The organism is Micromonospora sp. WMMA2032, from assembly GCF_002688545.1.
Classification (GTDB): Bacteria; Actinomycetota; Actinomycetes; order Mycobacteriales; family Micromonosporaceae; genus Micromonospora; species Micromonospora sediminicola.
In genome coordinates, this window is sequence record NZ_CP024052.1 from 232881 (window position 1) to 253090 (window position 20210).

A 20210-nucleotide genomic window follows, 5' to 3' on the forward strand; every position below is an offset into this window, starting at 1 on the left:
AGCTGGCGCCGTGGCGCCGGGCCGTCCACCACGCCCTGCTCGGCACCCGGGACCGCTACTGACGGAGATTGACACACGAACTGCGCTTCGTGAATAATGGAGCGTAGTTCGAGGGGGAGTACCCGCCACCGGACGCGCGGTCGTCAGGACGGACCCACCACGGGTCCCGGCCGCGCGGGCCGCCCGCGCGGCGGTCCGGGGAGACCTTCGACCCGTTCGCCGGCGACCAGCCGGCCCGGTCGGAGGGAGCGCCGCGCGTGTCCGTACCCCTGTGGGCCTGGTTGGCCCTGACCGCGGCGATCGCCGTGATGCTGGCGGTCGACCTGTTCCTGCACCGCGACAACCACGTCATCGGCTTCCGTGAGGCGGCCGTGTGGTCGGCGGTCTGGATCGCCGCCGGCCTGGCGTTCGGTGTCGTGTTGTGGCTGTGGCAGGGCGACGAGGCCGCCGGCGCCTACTACGCCGGCTACCTGATCGAGAAGGCGCTGTCGGTGGACAACGTCTTCGTCTTCGCGCTGGTCTTCACCTACTTCGCGGTCCCGGCCGCGTACCAGCACAAGGTGCTGTTCTGGGGCGTCATCGGCGCGCTGCTGTTCCGGCTGGTGTTCATCTTCGTCGGCGCCGGGCTGCTCGAGACGTTCTTCTGGACCGCCTACGTGTTCGGCCTCTTCCTCGTCTGGACCGGCTGGAAGATGGCCTTCCGGCACGACGCCGAGATGCGTCCCGAGCGCAACCTCGTCGTCCGCGTCGTGCGCCGGGTCATCCCCACCGACGCCCGCTACCACGGCGACAGGTTCTTCACCCGCCTCGACGGCAGGCGCGTCGCGACGCTGCTGTTCGTGGTGCTCGTCGCCGTCGAGGCCACCGACCTGATCTTCGCGATCGACTCGGTCGCCGCCATCCTGGCGATCACCACCAGCACGTTCATCGTCTGGACCGCCAACGCGTTCGCCGTGCTCGGTCTGCGCAGCCTCTACTTCTGCCTCGCCGGCCTGCTGCGTCGTTTCGTGCACCTGCACTACGGACTGGCGTTCCTGCTCGCCTTCGCCGGGGTGAAGCTGATCCTCTCCGAGACCCCGGTCGGCAAGCTGCCCATCCCGCTGACCCTCGGCGTCATCGTGGTCACCCTCGCCGTCTCCATCGGATGGAGCCTGGTGACCACCCGGGGCGCCTCCGCGGCGGCGACGGCCCGGGCGGACGAGGGTCGCTGACGACGGATCCGCGCCCGGTCCCCGGCGGTCGAGCCGGGGGCCGGGCCGCCCGCGTCGTGCCCTAGACTCGGCGCAGCGTCGCGTGTCGGTGGCAGGCCGTGTCAGGCATGGAGGCGCCGGACCGGAGGGAGCACGACGATGATGATCGCCGTCCCTTCGCCCTCTCCCCGTGGGTGAGGGTGAGCAGACCAGGCTGGTGGCCTGGAGTCAGGAGATGCGCGCCGTCCACGAGCGGCTGCGCGAGGCGCTGCGGGTGACGCGGCAGGCGTTGGCCGACGGCACGCCGGCGGAACCGGCGACGCGTGATCTGCTGCTGTTCTGTCACGGGTTCTGTGCCGCGCTGACCGCGCACCACGAGGGCGAGGACCGGGAGCTGTTCCCGGCGATCGCGCGGCACCACCCCGAGCTGCGGGAAACCCTGCAGCAGTTGCGGCAGGACCACTCGATGATCGGGCACCTGCTCGCCGGCCTGAGCGCCGCGGTGACCCGGGACGCCCCGCCGGAGGAGCTGGGCCGGCACCTGGAGGGAGTGGCCGCGATCATGGAGTCGCACTTCCGGTACGAGGAGCGGCGACTGCTCACCGTGCTGGAGACGCTGGCGCTGGACGCCGACCCGGCCGACGTGCTGGGCCCCCTGTGACGACAGGTCGTGGCCCGGGTGCGCGAACAACCCCCGCTGAACCCCGTCGATCATGAAAGTGGCGGCGAAGTCTCTCGGATCATGCCGCCAACTTCATGATCGACCGGTGGAGGGGGATGGGCGCACTAGGATCGGGGCGGGGGATCACGGGCGGGGGAGCGGGTCGGGTGGGTGGGTCGCAGCTGCTTGTCGTGCTGGACCGGGACAGCTCGGTGCCGTTGCAGCAGCAGCTCTGCGACCAGATCAGCGGATCCGTGCGCAGCGGCCGACTGCGCGCCGGTGACCCGGTGCCGCCCAGCCGGGAGCTGGCCCACCAGCTCGGTGTCTCCCGCACCGTGGTGACCCGCGCGTACGAGCTGCTGCGGGCCAACGGGGTGCTCACCTCCCGCCGCGGCTCCGGCACCCGGGTCAGCGGCGCGGTGCCCGACCTGCCGCACCGCGACCCGCCGGCCCGGGCGCCGCTGCGGCCGGAGCCTCCGCTGCCCACCGACGCGGGCAGCCCGCTGTGGCGGCCGTGGGAGCCGGCGCCCATGCACCGGCCCGACGGCGCGTACGACTTCCGGCACGGCACGCCGGCGCTGGCCAGCTTCCCGGTGGCCCGGTGGCGGCAGTCGCTCGCCGAGGCGGTGAGCCGGGCCGACGCGGTGGCCCTGGGCTACGGCCCGGCCGAGGGCTCGCCGGCGTTGCGCGACCAGATCACCGCGTTGCTGCGGCGCAGTCGGGCGCTGGACGTCTCCCGCGAGCACACGATCGTGACCAGCGGCGCCACCCAGGCCATGGACATCCTGGTCCGGCAGCTCGTCGGCCCCGACGACGTGGTGGTGATCGAGGACCCGAGCCACACCGTGCTGCGGCAGATCTTCGGCTACTCCCGGGCGGCCGTGGTGCCGGTCCCGGTCGACGCCGAGGGGCTGCGGGTCGACGAGATCGCCGACCGGGTCCGCGGCCACGGCCTCGACCCGGCCCGGGTACGCCTGGTCTACGTCACCCCGTCGCACCAGTTCCCGACCGGGTTCGTCATGTCGGAGCGGCGTCGGCGGGCGCTGCTGCGCTGGGCCCGCGAGCACGGCGTCACGGTGCTGGAGGACGACTACCACAACGAGTTCAGCTTCGCCGCCGAGCGGCTGCCGTCGCTGGCCGCCGACCCGCAGGGCGCCGACGTGGCCTACGTCGGCAGCTTCAGCAAGACGCTGTTCCCCTCACTGCGCATCGGCTACGCGGTCCTGCCGCCGCACCTGGTCCGGCCGTTCCTCGGCATCAAGTGGATCACCGACCGGTTGACCCCGACGCTCACCCAGGAGGCACTGGCCGAGTTCGTCGGCTCCGGCGCGTACGCCCGGCACATCGGCCGGATGGACCGGCTCTACCGGCAGCGCCGGGCCCGGCTGCTGGAGGCGCTCTACGAACACTTCGGCGCCGGCGTCCGCGTCTCCGGCGCGGCCGCCGGGCTGCACGTGCTGGTCACGCTCGGCGGCGCGCCCGGCGCCGACGAGACGGCGATCGTGCGCGCCGCCGCGGTGCGCGGCGTACGGGTCTATCCGGCCTCCGGCTACTTCGTCACCCAGCCGCCGTCCGAGCCGACGTTCCTGATCGGGTACGCGGCGCTGCCCACCGCCCGGATCACCGAGGGAGTGGCGCTGCTGGCCGCCGCGGTGCGGGACGCGACGGCTCGGTGAACCGGGGCCGGCGGAACCGGTCGCGCTGGGCGTACGGCACGGTGCAGTCGAAGACCGCCTTCGCGGTCCGCCCGTCGGCCGACAGCGAGCGGGAGTAGCCGGTGTGCTGGCTCGGATCCAGCGGGAAGCCCTCCCGGTCCGGCAGCACCCGCAGGTCCTGGTCGGCCTGGAAGCGGGTCACCATCGCCCACCACAGGTCCTGGTCGGACTCGACGTCGACGTCCTCGTCGACGCAGAGCACCAGCTTGGCCATCCGGAACGCGTCCAGCACCGCCTCCCCGGCGGCCCGGACCGCCGCGTCGTCGGCCGGGTCGCGCTTGGCCGGCCACTGGAGCACCACCATGAGCTGACCGCCGCCGGCGGTGTGGCAGTGCGCGGCCCGCGCCGGTGTGCCCCGGCGGCGCAGCAGGTCCAGCACGGCGGCCTCCATCCCGAAGCCGAGCAGCACCGACTGCTCGTGGCCGGGGCCGGAGACGGCCTGCAGGATCGGGCTCTCCCGGGCGGTGATCGCGGTGACCCGGATCAGCGGCAGCGACGGGTGCGCCCGGCCCTGGTAGCCGAGGAACTCCGGGGTGGCGACGGCGCCGTGCCGGCTCTCCGGCGCCTGCTCGGCCAGCAGCTCGCCCTCGATCACGTACTCGGCGTGCGCGACGAACTCGGCGTCCACGGTGGCGCACGGCAGCAGCTCGACCGGCCGCCCGCCGAGCGCCCCGGCGACCGCCAGCTCGTCGACCTCCGGCGGCACCAGCGAGGTCGGGCAGCAGGAGGAGAGCAGCACCGCCGGGCCCAGTCCGAGGTGGATCGCCACCGGCAGCGGGACACCCCGGCGCAGGGCTGCCCGGTGGGCCAGTTCGAGATCCCGACCCGGCACCATCCAGATGGTCAGCGTGTCCGGGCCCTGCACGCACATCCGGTGCACGGACAGGTTGCGGACGCCGGTGTCCGGGTCGGTGGCGAGCACCGCGCCGAGCGTCAGGTAGGGACCGGCGTCCTCGTCGGTGAGCACCGGCACCGGCAGCGCGGTGAGGTCCGTCGGCAGGCGTCGGCGGGGCCACCGCGCCGGGTCGGGCGCGGGCACCGGCGGGCGGGGTGCGGCCACCGCGTCGAGCAGCCGGTGCGGCAGCTCGGTCGGGGTGACGCCGAGCAGGCCGGCGGCCCGCCGGCGGGTGCCGTAGAGCCCCATCAGCACGGCCCGGGTGGGGCCGTGGTCGGGGCGTACCCGGTCGAAGAGCACGGCCGGGCCGGGGCCGGTGGGCGGGGCGGCGGGCGCGCCGGCCCAGCGGGCGTAGTGCGCCGAGACGCCGTAGCGGGCGGGCAGCTCCTCGGCCACCCGCACCAGCTCGCCCGGCAGCGGGTCGAGCGTGGCCAGCGCGTGCCGCAGGTCCACCGGCGCGCGCAGCCCGGTCATCGCCGGTCCGTCGGGGCCGGGGCGGCCCGCCGGGCCGCCAGCATCTCCAGTTGCATCCGGGTCAGCTCCTCGATCAGCGCACGATAGGTGGCCACCGCGACCTCCGGCGGCATTGCGTGCCGGTCGGCCAGCTCCCGGACCCGGTCCAGGACCTGCCGGACCCGGTCCGGCGACCGGACCGCCGCCTCGTCCGACTTGTGCACGGTCAACTCCCGGACCACCCGGGTACGGACCGCCAGCAGCTCGACGATCCGCTGGTCGAGCCGGTCCACGGCGGCCCGCAGCTCGGCGATCCGGGCGGGACCGTCGACGGCGTCGACCGGCGGCAGGCCGGCCGACGCCCCCGCGTCGTACGGGTCGGTCACGGCTGCGGGACCCGGTCGATCACGAACACGACGGTCGGCTCGTCGTCGCTGCCCTGCGAGCGGTGCTCCTCGTCGTCGGGGATGACGAAGCCCATGCCGGGGCGGCAGGGCACCGAGCGGTCCCGGAAGTGGATGGTGAACTCGCCCCGCAGCACGTAGCCGGTGTGGCCGCGCAGGCACCAGTGGTGCTCGTCGAAACCGGCCGGCAGCTCCAGCAGCCGCAGCCGCTGCCCCCCGACGTACGCGATCTTGACGCGCCCTTCCGCGCCGGGCTTGTCCCACCTCTCCCACTCGGTCGCCGGGAAGTCGATGCCGACCGGCACGGTCGCCTGCTCAGTGGACATTCTCGGTGTCTCCTCTGTTCGGGACGGATTCGGCGCGGCGCTGCCGCGGCACGCGTTCGTTGCGGTCCCGCCGGGGCAGGACCGGGCCGCCGGTGGACCGCCGGTGCTGCTGGAGCAGCTGCACCATGTCGACCATCCGGTGCACCATCCGCTCCAGCGCGTCGACGCCCTCGGGATCGGTCAGCCCGGGCGTGCCCGTGGTGTTGCGCAGCAGGACGGGGAAGCCGCTGCCCACCAGGATCATGCGGTTGAGCAGCAGGTTGTTGACGATCTGGTTGTGCACGGACGAGTCGCTGTAACGGCGTCCGGTGACGATGATGCCGCCCACCTTGTCCGCCAGCGGGCGGGTGAAACGCAGGTAGCCGACGCCGGCCCGCTCGATGAAGATCTGCATCAGGTGGGCCAGGCCGAACCCGTGCACCGGCGCGGCATAGATCAGCCCGTCGGCGCTGACCATCTGCTCCACCAGCGCCGGGACGTCGTCGTCCAGCTGGCAGGGCAGCGTACGGCTGTTGCAGTCGCCGCACGGGCTGCATGGCGAGATCCGGTGCTCGCGCAGCCGCACGGTGCGCAGGACCGCGCCGCGCTCGGCGATCAGACGCCCGGCGTGCGCGACCGCGAGGTCGGTGTTGCCGCCGGCCCGTTCGGATCCGTTGATGGCCAGGATGGTGGCTGCTTCGCTGGGCAATCGCACCCCCGAGGGCTCGTCGACCGGGACGCGGCGCCGCACCGCGCCGCGTCCCGGCCGGGTTCAGTCCGTCAGCTTTCCGGCGAAGTAGTCGATGTAGGCCTGCATGTCGAAGTGGCCGTGACCGGACAGCGAGAACAGGATCGCCTTCTCCTCGCCGGTCTCCCGGCAACGCAGCGCCTCGTCGATGGCCACCCGGACGGCGTGGCTGGACTCCGGCGCCGGCACGATCCCCTCGCTGCGGGCGAACCGCACGCCCGCCTCGAAGCAGGCGGTCTGCGGCACCGCCCGCGCCTCGATCAGGTCCACCTCGCGCAGCGCGCTCACGATCGGCGCCATGCCGTGGTAGCGCAGCCCACCCGCGTGGATGGCCGGCGGGCGGAAGTCGTGGCCCAGCGTGTGCATCTTGGCCAGCGGGGTGAGCCCGGCGGTGTCGCCGAAGTCGTAGTCGTAGCTGCCCTCGGTCAACGACGGGCAGGAGGACGGCTCGGCGGCCAGGAAGCGGACCGTCCGGCCGCCCTCGAACTGCCGGCGCAGGAACGGCAGCGCCAGCCCGGCGAAGTTGGAGCCGCCGCCGGCCGCCCCGACCACCACGTCCGGGTAGTCGTCGGCCAGTTCGAGCTGGAGCAACGCCTCCTGGCCGATGATCGTCTGGTGCATCAGCACCAGGTTGAGCACCGAGCCGAGCGCGTAGCGGGCCGAGCCGCCGCTGCCCATCGCCGCCTCCACCGCCTCGGAGATGGCCAGGCCGAGGCTGCCGGTGGCGTCCGGGTCGGCGGCGAGCACCGCCCGGCCGGCCTCGGTGCGGTCGCTCGGGCTGGCGGTGACCGTGGCGCCGAACGTCTCCATCAGGCCCCGCCGGTAGGGCTTCTGGTCATAGCTGACCCGGACCATGAAGACGTCGCACTCGAGGTCGAAGTAGGCGCACGCCATCGACAGCGAGCTGCCCCACTGGCCCGCGCCGGTCTCCGTGGTCAGCCGCCGCACGCCGTCGAGCTTGCTGTAGTACGCCTGCGGCACGGCCGTGTTCGGCTTGTGGCTGCCGGCCGGGCTGACCCCCTCGTACTTGAAGTAGATCCGGGCCGGGGTGTCCAGGTCGCGCTCCAGTCGGCGGGCGCGGATCAGCGGGCTGGGCCGCCACTGCCGGTAGATGTCGAGCACCGGGCCGGGGATGTCCACGTCCCGGTCGGTGGCGAACTCCTGGGCGATCAGCTCGGAGGCGAACAGCGGCGCCAGGTCGGCCGGGGTGATCGGCTCCCGAGTGCCGGGATGCAGCATCGGGGGCAGTCCCTTGGGCAGGTCGGGGACCACGTTGTACCAGGTCGTGGGGATGTCGCTCTCGGGGAGGACGAACTTCGTCGTGGTCATGGCCTCTTCCGGTGAGGGGTCGGGTGGATCACGGACGGGCGGTGGCCGGCGCGGCGGGTTCCGGCACGGGCCGGGCCCGGGGTCGCACCCGCAGCACTGCGAACGCGACCACGCCGACCACCGGGGTCAGCAGGAGCAGGAGCAGGACCGGGCGGTGCCCGCCGGCCTGCCAGACGAAGCCCAGCCCCATCGGCACCACGAGCCGGGCGGAGCTGAGCACGAAGCCGTTGAGCGCCATGAACCCGCTGACGCGGCGGGGCTCCACGTGGTCGGCGATGTAGGTGGGCACCACCACCGACGCGATGATCTCGCCGAGCGTCCAGACCACGGTGGACAGCAGCACGGCCGGCAGCGAGAACGCGAACACCAGCACCGCCATCCCCGCCGACCACAGCAGGCCGGCGACGATCAGCAGCGTCCGCGTCGGGTACGCCTTGATCCGCTTCTCGATCAGCAGGCCGGCGCCCACCACGACCACGCTGTTGACGGTGTAGACCGCGCCGACCACCGCCACCGACGACGCCAGCACCTCGGTGACCGCGAGCGGCAGCGTGTACTCCAGGCCGATCAGCGGCGCGACGTAGCAGAACGACACCACCACCAGCACCGCCACGTCCAGGTCCCGCCGCAGCTCGGCCCGCCGCGCGCCGGTCGGCGCGGGCACCGTCGCCGCGTCCCGACCGGTGTCGGCCGGCACGAACAGCCGGATGGTGAGCGCGGCGAGCAGCCCGAGCGCGATGTTGCCGGCGAACATCAGCCCGTACGAGTAGGCCGCGGCCAGACCGCCCAGCAGCGGCCCGACGCCCATGCCGAGGTTGTTGGCGATGTAGCTGACGGTGTAGGCGAACGGCCGCTGCTCCGGCTCGGCGAGGTCGGCGATCAGCGTGTTGGCCGCCGGCGCGAACATGCCCATCCCGACCAGCGCCACGAACAGCAGCGCCGCGTACGTCCAGGGCGGACCGTCCAGCACCGCCAGGCCGAGGTAGCCGACCGCGTTGAGCAGCAGACTGGACACCAGCGCGGCGCGCCGGCCGGCGCGGGCGCAGACCGGGCCGCTGAGCAGGCTTCCGGCGAGCAGGCCGGTGCTGCCCACCGAGATCAGCACCCCGGCCTCGCCGGTGCTCAGCTCCCGGCTGCGCACCAGGTAGACCGCGAGCAGCGGGAAGACGAACATGCCGGCGCGGTTGATGAACGACGCCAGCACCAGCATCCGCAGCGGGCGCGGCAGGGCGCGGAACCGGCTCAGCCACATGGCGACTCCCCGGCCGGCTCGGTGCGTACCTCGAACGCGTCCCGGATGGTCTTGAACCGGGCCCGCACGTCGTCGAAGTCCCGGCCCTCGCAGACGTACCAGCCCAGGACGTCGTTGGAGGCGGTGGGCGGGGCGAGCACGTCGCCGACGCTCTTCCACACGTCCGCGTCGAGCACCGAGTCCAGCGCCCGCAGCTCCTCGGCGGTGGTGATCGCGGTGATCCGGCCGTACCGATCGGAGCAGAGATATTCCGTGCCGGTCTCCGGGCCCAGCACGGTGGCCGGCACGTGCGTCGGGTCCAGTTCCAGCCGGCACCACTCGCCGGCCAGGTTGATGCCGCGCCCGGCCTCGATCGCCGGGACGATCGAGCCACCGCCGGCCCGGGCGGCCGCCTCGCCGAAGACCACCTCGTCGTCGTCGCGGAGGAAGAACTCGACGTGCGCGACCCCGGTACGCATGCCGAAGCCGCGCAGGATCTCCGCGTTGGCGGCCAGGATGCGCCGCTCGGCCGGGGCGAGGTCGTGCTTGCGGGAGACGGTGCCGCCCGGCTCGTCGCGGAACTCCAGCACCGAGTAGGTGTAGCGGGACAGCTGCTCGAAGACCACCTCGCCGTCGCGCAGCAGCGAGTCGACGTGGAACTCCGCGCCGCGCACGTACTCCTCCACCCGGTAGTCGTGCCGCGCGTCGGCGACCAGCGGCCAGACCCGGGCCAGGTCGTCGGCCGAGTCGACCCGGTGGGTGTCGCCGCAGGCCCAGCCCGCGTACGGCTTGACCACCACGGGCCAGCCCACCTCGGCGGCGAACTCGGCGACCGCCCCGACGGTGTCGGGCCGGCAGGACCGGGCCACCGGCACGCCCAGCTCGGTGGCGCGGCGGTGCATCACGTTCTTGTCCCGGAACGTCAGCGCCTGCTCCGGGTCCAGGCCCGGGATGCCGTGGTCGCGCCGGCACCGCGCCGCGGTGAGCACGTCGCCCTCGAACAGCGGGAAGATCCGCTCGACCGGACGCGCGGCCACGATCCCCGCGACCGCCGCGCGGACGGCCTCCGGGTCGTCCAGGTCGGCCCGGTGACAGGGCAGGCCGGCGGCCTCCGGGGCCGGCTGGTCGGCCGGCAGCAGCACCAGCGTGTCCACGCCCAGGTCGGCGGCGGCGGCGACCACGGCGCGGAACTGGGCGAGGTAGCGCCCGGCGGCGGGCCGGTAGACGACCAGGACCGCCCGGTTCACGACCGGCTCCCCGTGGTGCCGCCGGCCGGGCTGAGCGGGGCGTCGAGGGCGAACACCGCGTCCCGGCCGTCCCGGTCCAGCACCGCCCGGGGCCGGGGCGAGCCGGTCAGCTCGCCGAGCGCGTCGTCGAGGCGGGCCAGCGCCGCCTCCACCTCCGCCCGGCCGCCCGGGTGGGCCGCCTCGACGGTGAGCAGCAGCCGGCGGCGGCCCAGGTCGGTGCGGACCAGGTGGCCCTGGCGCCAGTTCCAGCGCCGGGAGTGCGCTCGCCCGTCCCCGTCGGCGTAGACGATCTCACCCGGCTCGGGTCGCTCCGGCGCGTCCGGCGCGCCCAGCGGCAGGTAGGTCTCGGCGCCGTCGGCCGGCCGGACGAACAGCTCGGCGATGCCGTCGACCGCGCACGAGGCCACCGGCAGCGCGGTGTCCAGCGAGACCGCGTTGCAGAGGTCGACGAGCGCGTTGATCCGGGGCAGCCGGTCGCCCCGGGCCACCCGGCGGGCGATCGACTCGGCGGCGCACGGGAACCGGTTCGGGTTCACCCCCACCGCCCGGTACGCGGCCCGCCACGCGGCGACGCCCGGCAGCTCCGCCACCCCGGCCTTGTCCAGGTCGGCCCGGTGCAGCGCGTCCTCGGCGGCGGCCAGCAGCGCCGCCACGGCCGGGGAGGCCGGCCCGACCTCGACCGCCGGCACGGCGATCAGGCCGAGGACGTAGTCCGGCACGCTGCTCAGCACCCGGTCGTCGATGCGGACGGCCAACCGGTCGGCGCCGTCGTCGAGCTGGGTCATCGTCATCCTCGTCGGTTCGGTTCACACGGTCGCCCCGACCGTACGGAGCGGACCAGCCACCGGTTGTGGCCAATCCCGGCGGATCCGGTGAGGCCAATCGGGGCGCTCACCGGCGCACGGCGGCCCTCGGCGCGGGCCGGCCCGGCTCACGTCCGGTTCCGCCCTGAACGGGCGGTTCCCGGTCGTCCCCGGCGCGGCCCGGACGCGCGCCGAGCAGCGCGGCGCCCAGCGCCAGCACGCACAGCGCCGCGCCGACCGGACCGAGCAGGTCGACGGCGTGCTCGCCGCCGTGCCGCAGCACCCGGTTGCCGAGGAAGCCGCCCAGCGCGATGCCGAGGAACGTGGCCGACGAGTTGAGCGACAGCAGCAGCGGCCCGGAGCCCGGCGCGACCGTGAAGAGCCGGTGCTGCTGGGCCGGCTGGGTCGCCATCGCGCTGAGCCCCCACGCCGCCATGGCCAGCGTGGCCGGCAGCAGCGCCTGCCGGGTCAGCGGCAGCGTGGCCAGCACCAGCGCCAGCCCGGCCACCGAGGCCAGCAGGACCGGCCGGGCGCCCCACCGGTCGGTGGCCCGCCCGCCGAGCACCGTGCCGACGACCCCCGGCACGCCGAAGACCAGCAGCAGCACCGCCAGCAGTGTCCCGTCGCCGTCGGTGGCCGGGGCGAGCAACGCCCCGACGTAGGTCAGCGCCAGGTAGCCCCCGGTCATGAACAGCGCGGTGGTGAGCACCGCCGCGCCGACCCGGCCCTGGCGCAGCGGCGCGAGCCGGGCGGCCAGCCCGGGGCCGGCCGGCAGCCGCATCGCCGGCAGCCCGACCGACACCGCCGCCGCGCAGCCGGCGCCGAGCGCGGCGAGCAGCCAGAACGTGGCCTGCCAGCGCAGGTCGGCGGCGAGCCAGGTGCCGAACGGAACGCCCGCCACGGTGGCCGCGGACAGACCGCCGAGCACCACCGCCATGGCCCGGCCACGCCGCTCCGGCGCGGCCAGCGCGGCGGCCGAGGCGGACGCGGCGGGCACGTACAGCGCCGCGCTCACCGCGGTCAGCACCCGCGCGCCGAGCAGCAGCGGCAGGTCGGGGGCGAGCGCCGACGCGACGTTGCCCACTGTGAACCCGGCCAGCGAGAGCAGCAGCACGGTACGGCGCTCCCAGCGGCCGGTGACCGCGCCGAGCACCGGCGCGGCGACCGCGTACGCCAGCGCGAACACGGTGCTCACCCAGCCGGCCGAGGCGACGCTGACGTCCAGGTCCCGGGCCACCTCGGGCAGCACCCCGGCGACCACGAACGTGTCCGTGCCGATGGCGAACGCGCCGACCGCCAGCAGCGGGACCACCGGGACGACCCGCCGCATCAGGCCACCCCCGCCGGCTGCCGGTCCCGGTACGCGGCGGCGTCCCCGGCGACCACCGCACCGCCCAGCAGCACCAGTTCGATCGCCTCCGGCCGGCCCAGCACGGTGATGTCCTGCGCCGGGTCGCCGTCGGTGACCACCAGGTCGGCCAGCCGGCCCGGCTGCACCGTGCCGGCCTCGTCGCCCCGCCCGGCCAGCCGCGCGCCGTTGGCGGTGGCCCAGGTGAGCACCGTGGGCGCCGGGATGCCGGCCATGCTCACGTAGGTCTCCAGTTCCTCGGCGTAGCGGCCGTGCGGCGTCCAGGCGAAGCCGAAGTCGTCGCCGGCCACGATCGGGATGCCCATCTGGACCATCAGCGGCAGGATCCGCAGCGTGTTCTCCACCTCGGCCTCGAACTCCAGCGTCTCCAGGTATTCCGGCGTCTTGCCGTGCGCGGTGCCGGTGGTGAGCAACCGGTGCGGCTGGTGCAGGCTCGGCACCACGAAGATGCCGCGCTCGGCGATCGCCTCCAGCGCCGCGTCGTCGGCGTACGTGGCGTGGTCGATGACGTCCACCCCGGCGGCGATGGCGTTGCGGATGCCGCCCAGCCCGCGCGAGTGCGCCCGGATCCGCACCCCGCGCTCGTGCGCCGCGCGGGCCGCGACCACCAGCTCCTCGGCGGTGAAGAGCAGCTCGTGCGAGCGCCCGTTGGGGAACGTGTCGTCCCCGGTGGAGAACACCTTGATGATCTCCGCGCCCTGGTCGACCTCGGCGTTGACGTAGTCGACCAGTTCCTCCGGGGTGTCGGCCAGTCGCATCAGGTCGGTCGGGATCCGCTGCTTGACCGCCGGGTTCCGCCGCTCCGGCGGGCCGGACACCATCAGGTCCCGGCTGCACGGGGTGATCCGCGGGCCGGGCAGCCGGCCGGACTCGATCGCCCGGCGCAGCGCCATGTCGATGCCGGCCACCGAGCCGGCGCCGACGAACGCGGTGTAGCCCAGCCGGAGCATCGCCGCCGCGTTCGCCGCCGCGCCGAGCGTCACCTCCGGGACGGTGTACTTGAACAGCGTCTCCCGGCCGTCGAGCACGTTCAGGTAGGCGATGTGGGTGTGGCCGAGCGTCATGCCCGGCATCACCGTCCGGCCGTCCAGGTCGAGCACGTCCACATCCGGGTCGTGCAGCGGCGCCTGCGCCTCGGGCAGCACCGCGACGATCCGCTCGCCGTCGAGCAGCACGCTGTGGTGCGGGCGGGACGCCACGCCCAGTCCCTCCTGGACGGTGGCGCGGTGCAGCAACGTTCGTCGGGACACGGTGGTCACTCCGATTCTCGAAGGGGTTCAGCGGTGGCCGAAGAGCAGCCAGACGATCTCCGCGCCGGGGCGGCGGACCACCCAGCGCAGCGCGTGCCGGCGTACCCCCGGGGCGTTGGTCACGGCGAGGTCGGCGTCGCCGGCGGCGAGCAGTTCGGCGGCGTGCTGGGTGGAGTCCGCGTCGACCCACCGCACCGGGCGGTCCGCCAGCGCGGGCGGCGCCAGGTCGCCGAAGATCCGCCGGACCTCCCAGAGCGCGGCCACCGTCACCTCGCCGGCGCCGTCGGGCGCGCCGTCCGCGCGGGCGGCGATGCCGTACTCCGGGGTGGCCTGCGCGAAGTACGCGTCCAGCCGCAGGTCCCGGTGCCAGTGGAAGCGGGTCGCGCCCTGGTAGGCGCTGGGTACCAGCGCCTGGTCGACCCGCCGGTTTACCAGCGCGCCGAGCACCGCGTCGAACGTGTCGCACAGCTCGATCCGCAGCGCGTGCCGCTCGGCGAGGAACGCGGCGGTCAGGTGGCTGGACGTGCCGGGCGGACCGAGCGTCGCCACCGCCGTGCCGGGGTGGCGCGCCCAGCGGTCCACCACCGTCCGCCACCGCCGCCCGTACGCCCCGGCGAGCGGCCCGGGCAACGCGGGGACCGGCCCGGCGGCGGCGGTGTCAGGTGTCGTAGCCACGCCTGCCCGCCATCCGCTGCGCCACCCGGGTCTCGTGGTCGTCGGCGACCCGCCGGTCCACGATCCGGGCCGCCTTCCAGCTCACGAACGCGCCGGTGCTGACGATCGGGTCCAACCCGTCGCTCAGCTCCACCTCGACCGGCACGCCGAGCGCGTCGGCGGCGCGCTCCCGCACCCCGGCGGCCACCCGGGCCGGATCGTCGACCAGGTCCTTGAGCAGTTCCAGCCGGATCGTCAGGCGATCGCCGCCGGTGGCCGGGTCGTGGTCGATCACCACCTGGTAGCCGGCCGAGCCGGTGACGCCGGTGAGCACCGCGCTCTCGATCTGGCCGGCGGTGCGCCGCCGGCCACCCAGCTCGATCCGGTCCAGCGTCCGGCCGACGATCTGCACCAGGTCGCCGGGCAGCTCGCAGTCGCAGTCCGACGCGCCGACCACCACCGCGTCGCCGGTGCGGTAGCGGATCAGCGGCTTCACCCCGTCGACGAGCATGGTGACGGTCAGCTCGCCGCTGCCGCGCGGGCCGTGCGACGCGCCGGTCTCCGGATCGACCACCTCGATCAGGTAGTTGGTCTGGGACAGGTGCATCCGCTTGTTGCGGCAGGCGGTGGCGATGACGAACGCCTCCTGCGACCCGTAGAGGATGTTGTAGACGTCCGCGCCCCAGACCGACTCCAGGTTGTGTGCCAGCGCCGGCGTGCACATCTCCCCGGTGACGAACAGCAGCTTGACCCCGAAGTCCTCGCGCAGCCGGTAGCCGTGGTGCTCGGCGGCCTTGGCCAGCGTCAGCGCCACCCCGGGCGTGCAGCAGATCACCTCCAGGGCCAGGTCCTTCATCAGTTGCAGCGCCTTGGCGAAGCCGATCACCGGCGAGTACGGCCAGATCTTGGCGTTCATCGCGCCGACGTTGCGGGCGACGTCGCCGAGCGTGTCGCCGAACGAGTGCACCTCGGTCGGGCCCATCAGCCCCACCCGGGGCGCGTGGTCGCCGAAGTGGTGCCGGAAGATCGACGCCCAGGACTCGGTGACGTGGGCGTTGCTGGCCACCACCTCCCGGCCGTCGCGGGGGCACGGGGTGGCGGGCCCGGTCGTGCCGGTGGTCTCGTAGAAGAAGACGGCCTCGGCCAGCGGCCGGCTGAGCACGTCCAGCATCTCCTCGCGCAGGTGCGCCTTCGTGGTGAACGGCAACGTGTCGAGGGTGGCCGGCGTGACCGCGGCCAGGTCGATGCCGGCCAGGTGCCGGGCGTAGAACGGCGAGCCGGTGGCGACCTGGTCGAGCACCCGCCGCAGTTGCCGGCGCCGCCAGGAGTCGAGCTGCTCGGCGGTGAGCGTGCGGTCGAAGAAGGCGCGGTGCAGGGTCAGGTAGTCGGCGGCGAAGCCGGCCGCCGGGCCGGTGGTCGGGAGCCACATGGTCGGGGTCCTTTCGGGTGTGGCGCGGGTCAGTGCAGGCCGCCGTCGACGTCCAGCACGGCGGCCGTCACGTAGCTGCTGGCCGGGTCGGCCAGCCAGGCGACGGCCGCGGCGATCTCGTCCGGCGTGCCGAAGCGGCCGGCCGGGATCCGGGCCCGGTAGTCGTCGCGGCGGTCGGCCGGGACGCGGTCGGCCATCGGTGTCTCGACCAGCCCTGGCGCCACCGCGTTGACCCGGATCCGGTGCGCGGCGAGCGCCCGGCCGAGGCTGCGGGTCAGCGCGATCACCGCGCCCTTGGAGGCGCCGTACGCGGCGTCCGGGCTGCCGGACCGGCCGCTGATCGACGCGACGTTCACCACCGTGCCGGGGCGGCCGGCGGCGACCAGCGCCCGCGCGTACGCCAGGGTGCCGAAGAACGTCGCGCCGAGGTTGACGTCGAGCACCTCGGCGTACGTCTTCGCGTCGTAGTCGAGGAAGTCGCGGGCCAGGTAGACGCCGGCGTTGTTGACCAGCACGTCGGGCAGGCCGTGGCGGTCGCGCACGTCGGCGACGACCCGCTCCACCCGCTCCGGCACGGCCAGGTCGGCGACCACCGTCGCGTACGCCGACGGGTCGGCTGCCGGTTCGCGGTCGACGCTGACCACCCGGTGCCCGGCGCGGGTCAGCGCGGCGGTGACGGCCCGGCCGATGCCGCCGGCGCCGCCGGTGACCACGGCGAGCGGGGTCGGGGAGTCGGTCATCACGGTCCTCCGCCGCTCAGCCCGCGACCGGCGCCGGCGCGCCGCGCAGGAAGGTGTCGAACAGCCGCAGCCCGTCCTGGGTCATCACGCTCTCCGGGTGGAACTGCACCCCCTCGACGGCCAGGGTGCGGTGGCGCACCCCCATCACGTAGCCGTCGTCGGCGGCGCGCGCGGTGACCTCCAGCGCCGGCGGCGCCGGGTCGGCGACGATCAGCGAGTGGTAGCGGGTGACGGTCAGCGGCGCCGGCGCCCCGGCGAACACACCCCGGCCGTCGTGCGTGACCTCGCTGGTCTTGCCGTGCATGAGATGCCGGGCCACCGCGACCGTGCCGCCGTAGGCCAGGCCGATCGCCTGGTGGCCGAGGCAGACGCCGAGCAGCGGCACCCGGCCGGCGAACGTGTGCACCAGCTCGACGTGCCCGGAGTCGGCCGGATGGCCCGGGCCGGGGCCGAGGACCACCGCGTCCGGGCGCAGCGCGACGAGCTGCTCGTGGGTGCGGGAACGGGACCGGACCACCACGGTCGCCGCGCCGAGCGTCCGCAGGTACTGGTCGATGATGTGGGTGAAGCTGTCGTACGCGTCGACGAGCAGGACCTTCACGGCAGCAGCTCCTCGCCGGTCAGCGCCCAGTAGGCGGCGCTCATCTTGGCCAGCGTCTCCCGCCACTCGGCGGCCGGCGTGGAGTCGGCGACGACGCCGGCGGAGGCCTGGGTGTGGTAGCGGTGCCCGTCGTGCACGGCGGTGCGGATGCAGAGCGCCAGCACCGCGAACCCGCGCACGTCGACCAGCCCGATCGCTCCGGCGTAGATGCCCCGGGGCTCGTCCTCCAGCCCGTCGATGATCTCCATGGCCCGTAGCTTGGGCGCGCCGGTCATGGTGCCGGCCGGGAACGCGGCGCAGACGGCCGCCCACACGTCCGCGCCGTCGTCGAGTCGGCCGGAGACGGTGGAGACCAGGTGGTGCACGTAGGCGAACGGCTCGACGTCGAGCATCGCGTCGACCGACAGCGTGCCCGGCTCGCAGACCCGGCCGATGTCGTTGCGGCACAGGTCGACCAGCATCACGTGCTCGGCCCGCTCCTTCTCGCTGGCGAGCAGCTCGTCGACCCGGCGACGGTCGGTCTCCGGGTCGGCCGCGCGCGCGGCGGTGCCGGCGATCGGACGCATCGACAGCCGGTCGCCGTCGATGCGCAGGAACAGCTCCGGGCTGGCCCCGATCACGGTCCGCCCGGCCCAGGGCGCCAGGTACATGTACGGCGACGGGTTGCGGTGCCGCAGCCGCCGGTAGACCTGCGCCGGGGTGAGGTCGGTCTCCACCTCGATGCGGTGGCCGATCTGGATCTGGTAGCTGTCGCCCACCTCGATGTGCCGCAGGCACTGCCGTACCCGCCGGGCGAACGTCTCCTCGTCGAGGTTGTCGCGGACCCGGGCCGGCGCCGGCGCGGCCGGCACCTCCGGGTTCCGGTCGGGCCGCCCGGCGAGCAGTCGCGCCACCGGCGGTGTGTCCTCCGGCGGCAGGTGCGGGCCGGCGGCGGAGAGCTGGTCGACGGTGCCGGCGCGCAGGTCCCACCAGACGGTGTGCCGGAACAGCGTCAGCGCGCACCGGGGGAGGTCGTCGACCGTCCGGTCGAGGGAGAGTTCGTCCATGTCGCGGGCCGCCTCGTAGGCCAGCGTGGTCAGGAAACCGAAGGCGAAGCGGTCGGTCGGCACCGACGTGGAGACCGCGAACGCCCGCTGCACGGCGCGGACCACGGCCCACAGCCGCGCCGGGCCGGGCACGACCCAGGTGTACGTCGTGGCGTCGCGCGGCACGGGCGGGCCGAGGGCCGCGGTGACCACCGCGCGCAACGCGCCGCCGAGCGGGCCGGTGGCGGTCAGCTCGCACCGGTCGGCCAGGAACCGCAGTTCGGCGAGTCGGCCCCAGCCCACGGCCGCCGCCTGCCGGTCGCGCGCCGGGCCGTCGAGGCTTTCGAAGAGGTACACGTCCTCCGGGGTGTGCTTTTCCGTCAAGACGGTGTAAAGGGATAACGGATCGACGGACGGCAGTGTGATAGAGGTCACGGAAATCGGAATGGTGTCCGATGGTGGCGTACGTCTCTCCGCCATTGTTCGGTGATGCGCGGTTTGTGCGCTCACCGTGGTCGACAATGAGGACACTGTGGAACCCCCCTCTGAGCAGCCCGCTCCCCGCAACGCCTGCCGGGCAGGGTGGCGTTCGTGACAGATCGGACTTCCCCCGTTGGAAAGGGCGCGCGACCACCCCCGCCCCCTGCGGGGGAAACGGTTGCGGGCCCGGGAAACACTTTCGCCAAGTGCGGATCCCGCTGTCCATACCACTTCGGCTGACCGGGAGGGGACCACTCGGTGTGGCATCTGAGTCTGTCAATGGAAAGTGATACGCGCGAAACATTGGCGGCGCAGCTCCGCAACGCTTTGCGCCGGCAGATCGACCAGGGCGCGCTGCGCCCCGGCACCCGGGTTCCGTCCAGCCGGCAGCTCGCCAAGGACCTCGGCGTGTCCCGTACCGTGGTCGTCGAGGCGTACGAGCAGCTCTGCGCCGAGGGATACCTGACCTCCCAGCGCGGCTCCGGCACCTCCGTCGCGGACGCCGCGCCCGCCGAGGTCGGCTCCGCGCTCACCAGCGACGAGACGCCCGCGCCCGAGGTGTGGGACCTGCGCGCCGGCGGCACCGACGTCTCCGCGTTCCCGCGCCAGGACTGGATCCGCAGCGTCAGCGCGGTGGTCCGCGCCGCCGGTCCCCGCGAGCTGGGCTACGCCCCGCCGTCCGGCCTGCCGCCGGTGCGCCGCACGCTCGCCGGCTACCTCGGCCGGGTCCGCGGCGTGCGCGTCCGGCCCGAACACCTCATGGTCACCTCCGGGTTCGCCCAGGGACTCGCCCTGCTCTGCCGGGTGCTGCGCGACCAGGGGCACGACGCGGTGGGCGTGGAGGACCCGGGCCACCCGGGGGAGTGGGCGTTCATCGCCGACGCCGGGCTGCGCCCGGTGGCCGTGCCGGTGGACCGGCACGGCATCCGCGTCGACGACCTCGCCGCCACCGGCGTCCGGGCGGTGCTGACCACCCCGGCCAGTCAGTTCCCGACCGGGGCGGCGCTCAGCCCGCAGCGCCGCGAGCACCTGCTCGCCTGGGCCCGCGCGGTCGACGGCTACGTGGTCGAGGACGACTTCGACGCCGCGTTCGTGGCCCCGGCGCAGCGCATGCCCGCGCTGCAGAGCCTCGCCCCGGACCGGGTGGTCTACGCGGGCAGCGCCAGCAAGGTCCTCGCCCCCGCGCTGCGGCTCGGTTGGCTGGCCGCCCCGCCCGGGCTGGCCGCCTCGATCGAGCGCGTCCGCGCCGGCTGGGACATCGGCTGCTCCGGGCTGGACCAGCTCGCGTTCGCCCGGCTGGTCGACACCGGCGCGTTCGACCGGCACCTGCGCCGGCTACGGGCCGAGTTCCAGCGCCGTCGCCAGGCGGTGCACCAGCACGTCGCCCGCCACCTGCCCGGCGCGTCACCGCTCAGTGGCGACGGCGGCCTGCAGACCTACCTGGTGCTGCCCCGGTGGTGCGCCGAGGAGTCGATGGTGGAGGCCGCCCGCCGCCGGTCCGTGCTGGTCCGCGGCGGCCGGTTCTACGCCCTGCGCCACGACGACCGCCCGCCCGCGCTGGTGCTCGGCTATACCGGTGTGCGCGGCTCCGACCTCGGCCGCGGCCTGGCCGGCCTGGCCACCGCCTACCGCGACCTGACCCCCTGACCCGCCCTCCCCGCCGCCCCCGCCGTCGGCGTTG

General features: G+C 74.5%; 19 protein-coding genes. 4 read left to right on the forward strand and 15 right to left on the reverse strand.

Annotation, left to right across the window (positions count from 1 at the left end; all coding sequences use genetic code 11):
- Positions 1 to 257 precede the first annotated feature (257 nt).
- The 3 genes from CO540_RS01015 to CO540_RS01025 all read left to right on the forward strand — a co-directional run bounded on the left by CO540_RS01015 (position 258) and on the right by CO540_RS01025 (position 3527).
- On the forward strand, positions 258 to 1211 hold the full coding sequence (locus tag CO540_RS01015) for a TerC family protein (RefSeq protein ID WP_256386026.1): 954 nt from the start codon (positions 258 to 260) through the stop codon (positions 1209 to 1211).
- A 169-nt stretch (positions 1212 to 1380) separates the two neighbouring features.
- Positions 1381 to 1851: a hemerythrin domain-containing protein gene (locus CO540_RS01020; RefSeq protein WP_099160502.1), complete on the forward strand. Its 471-nt coding sequence runs from the start codon at positions 1381 to 1383 to the stop codon at positions 1849 to 1851.
- A 167-nt stretch (positions 1852 to 2018) separates the two neighbouring features.
- Positions 2019 to 3527 (forward strand): PLP-dependent aminotransferase family protein, encoded by a 1509-nt coding sequence (locus CO540_RS01025; RefSeq protein ID WP_099160504.1) that lies wholly within the window; start codon positions 2019 to 2021, stop codon positions 3525 to 3527.
- On the opposite strand, the gene CO540_RS01030 is transcribed toward CO540_RS01025, so the two are convergent.
- The 15 genes from CO540_RS01030 to CO540_RS01100 all read right to left on the reverse strand — a co-directional run bounded on the left by CO540_RS01030 (position 3472) and on the right by CO540_RS01100 (position 18406).
- Positions 3472 to 4935, reverse strand: coding sequence for a UbiD family decarboxylase (locus CO540_RS01030; RefSeq protein WP_099160506.1), 1464 nt, complete (start codon positions 4933 to 4935; stop codon positions 3472 to 3474). The two genes, CO540_RS01025 and CO540_RS01030, sit on opposite strands and share 56 nt — an antisense overlap.
- Positions 4932 to 5300, reverse strand: a complete 369-nt coding sequence (locus CO540_RS01035) for a chorismate mutase (RefSeq protein WP_253866324.1) — start codon at positions 5298 to 5300, stop codon at positions 4932 to 4934. Before CO540_RS01035 ends, CO540_RS01030 begins: the two co-directional genes overlap by 4 nt.
- The gene (locus tag CO540_RS01040) at positions 5297 to 5644 is read right to left on the reverse strand and encodes a cupin domain-containing protein (protein ID WP_099160508.1); all 348 of its coding nucleotides are present in this window, start codon (positions 5642 to 5644) and stop codon (positions 5297 to 5299) included. The genes CO540_RS01035 and CO540_RS01040 overlap by 4 nt, the downstream gene beginning before the upstream one ends.
- The gene (locus CO540_RS01045; protein WP_253866326.1) at positions 5634 to 6338 is read right to left on the reverse strand and encodes a flavodoxin family protein; all 705 of its coding nucleotides are present in this window, start codon (positions 6336 to 6338) and stop codon (positions 5634 to 5636) included. Before CO540_RS01045 ends, CO540_RS01040 begins: the two co-directional genes overlap by 11 nt.
- A 57-nt stretch (positions 6339 to 6395) precedes the next feature.
- Positions 6396 to 7700, reverse strand: coding sequence for a TrpB-like pyridoxal phosphate-dependent enzyme (locus CO540_RS01050; protein WP_099160513.1), 1305 nt, complete (start codon positions 7698 to 7700; stop codon positions 6396 to 6398).
- Between the two features lie 28 nt (positions 7701 to 7728).
- A complete protein-coding gene (locus CO540_RS01055) occupies positions 7729 to 8952 on the reverse strand; it encodes an MFS transporter (protein ID WP_099160515.1) in 1224 nt (407 codons plus the stop codon).
- Positions 8943 to 10178, reverse strand: a complete 1236-nt coding sequence (locus CO540_RS01060; protein WP_099160517.1) for an ATP-grasp domain-containing protein — start codon at positions 10176 to 10178, stop codon at positions 8943 to 8945. The genes CO540_RS01055 and CO540_RS01060 overlap by 10 nt, the downstream gene beginning before the upstream one ends.
- Positions 10175 to 10963, reverse strand: coding sequence for a B3/4 domain-containing protein (locus CO540_RS01065; protein WP_099164523.1), 789 nt, complete (start codon positions 10961 to 10963; stop codon positions 10175 to 10177). Before CO540_RS01065 ends, CO540_RS01060 begins: the two co-directional genes overlap by 4 nt.
- A gap of 106 nt (positions 10964 to 11069) precedes the next feature.
- Positions 11070 to 12311 (reverse strand): MFS transporter, encoded by a 1242-nt coding sequence (locus CO540_RS01070; protein WP_099160519.1) that lies wholly within the window; start codon positions 12309 to 12311, stop codon positions 11070 to 11072.
- Positions 12311 to 13600, reverse strand: a complete 1290-nt coding sequence (locus tag CO540_RS01075) for an amidohydrolase family protein (RefSeq protein WP_253866328.1) — start codon at positions 13598 to 13600, stop codon at positions 12311 to 12313. The genes CO540_RS01070 and CO540_RS01075 overlap by 1 nt, the downstream gene beginning before the upstream one ends.
- Positions 13601 to 13627: 27 nt before the next feature.
- The gene (locus tag CO540_RS01080) at positions 13628 to 14275 is read right to left on the reverse strand and encodes a prephenate dehydratase (protein WP_099160523.1); all 648 of its coding nucleotides are present in this window, start codon (positions 14273 to 14275) and stop codon (positions 13628 to 13630) included.
- Positions 14259 to 15683 (reverse strand): phenylacetate--CoA ligase family protein, encoded by a 1425-nt coding sequence (locus CO540_RS01085; protein ID WP_099160525.1) that lies wholly within the window; start codon positions 15681 to 15683, stop codon positions 14259 to 14261. Before CO540_RS01085 ends, CO540_RS01080 begins: the two co-directional genes overlap by 17 nt.
- A 29-nt stretch (positions 15684 to 15712) precedes the next feature.
- Positions 15713 to 16423 carry an SDR family NAD(P)-dependent oxidoreductase gene (locus CO540_RS01090; RefSeq protein WP_099160527.1) on the reverse strand — a complete coding sequence of 237 codons (711 nt, stop codon included), beginning with the start codon at positions 16421 to 16423 and terminating at the stop codon, positions 15713 to 15715.
- 16 nt (positions 16424 to 16439) lie between these two features.
- Positions 16440 to 17024, reverse strand: a complete 585-nt coding sequence (locus CO540_RS01095; protein WP_099160528.1) for an aminodeoxychorismate/anthranilate synthase component II — start codon at positions 17022 to 17024, stop codon at positions 16440 to 16442.
- Positions 17021 to 18406, reverse strand: a complete 1386-nt coding sequence (locus CO540_RS01100) for an anthranilate synthase component I family protein (protein ID WP_253866330.1) — start codon at positions 18404 to 18406, stop codon at positions 17021 to 17023. Before CO540_RS01100 ends, CO540_RS01095 begins: the two co-directional genes overlap by 4 nt.
- A gap of 426 nt (positions 18407 to 18832) precedes the next feature.
- Here CO540_RS01100 and CO540_RS01105 point away from each other — a divergent pair, with 426 nt between their 5' ends.
- On the forward strand, positions 18833 to 20176 hold the full coding sequence (locus CO540_RS01105; protein WP_253866333.1) for a PLP-dependent aminotransferase family protein: 1344 nt from the start codon (positions 18833 to 18835) through the stop codon (positions 20174 to 20176).
- The last annotated feature ends 34 nt before the right edge of the window (positions 20177 to 20210 follow it).

Bases quoted from the DNA above. Each gene is read 5' to 3' on its own strand.
- CO540_RS01050 (WP_099160513.1), bottom strand. From the start codon at position 7,700: ATGACCACGACGAAGTTCGTCCTCCCCGAGAGCGACATCCCCACGACC.
- CO540_RS01065 (WP_099164523.1), bottom strand. From the start codon at position 10,963: ATGACCCAGCTCGACGACGGCGCCGACCGGTTGGCCGTCCGCATCGAC.
- CO540_RS01070 (WP_099160519.1), bottom strand. From the start codon at position 12,311: ATGCGGCGGGTCGTCCCGGTGGTCCCGCTGCTGGCGGTCGGCGCGTTC.
- CO540_RS01030 (WP_099160506.1), bottom strand. From the start codon at position 4,935: ATGACCGGGCTGCGCGCGCCGGTGGACCTGCGGCACGCGCTGGCCACG.
- CO540_RS01090 (WP_099160527.1), bottom strand. From the start codon at position 16,423: ATGACCGACTCCCCGACCCCGCTCGCCGTGGTCACCGGCGGCGCCGGC.
- CO540_RS01055 (WP_099160515.1), bottom strand. From the start codon at position 8,952: ATGTGGCTGAGCCGGTTCCGCGCCCTGCCGCGCCCGCTGCGGATGCTG.
- CO540_RS01040 (WP_099160508.1), bottom strand. From the start codon at position 5,644: ATGTCCACTGAGCAGGCGACCGTGCCGGTCGGCATCGACTTCCCGGCG.
- CO540_RS01085 (WP_099160525.1), bottom strand. From the start codon at position 15,683: ATGTGGCTCCCGACCACCGGCCCGGCGGCCGGCTTCGCCGCCGACTAC.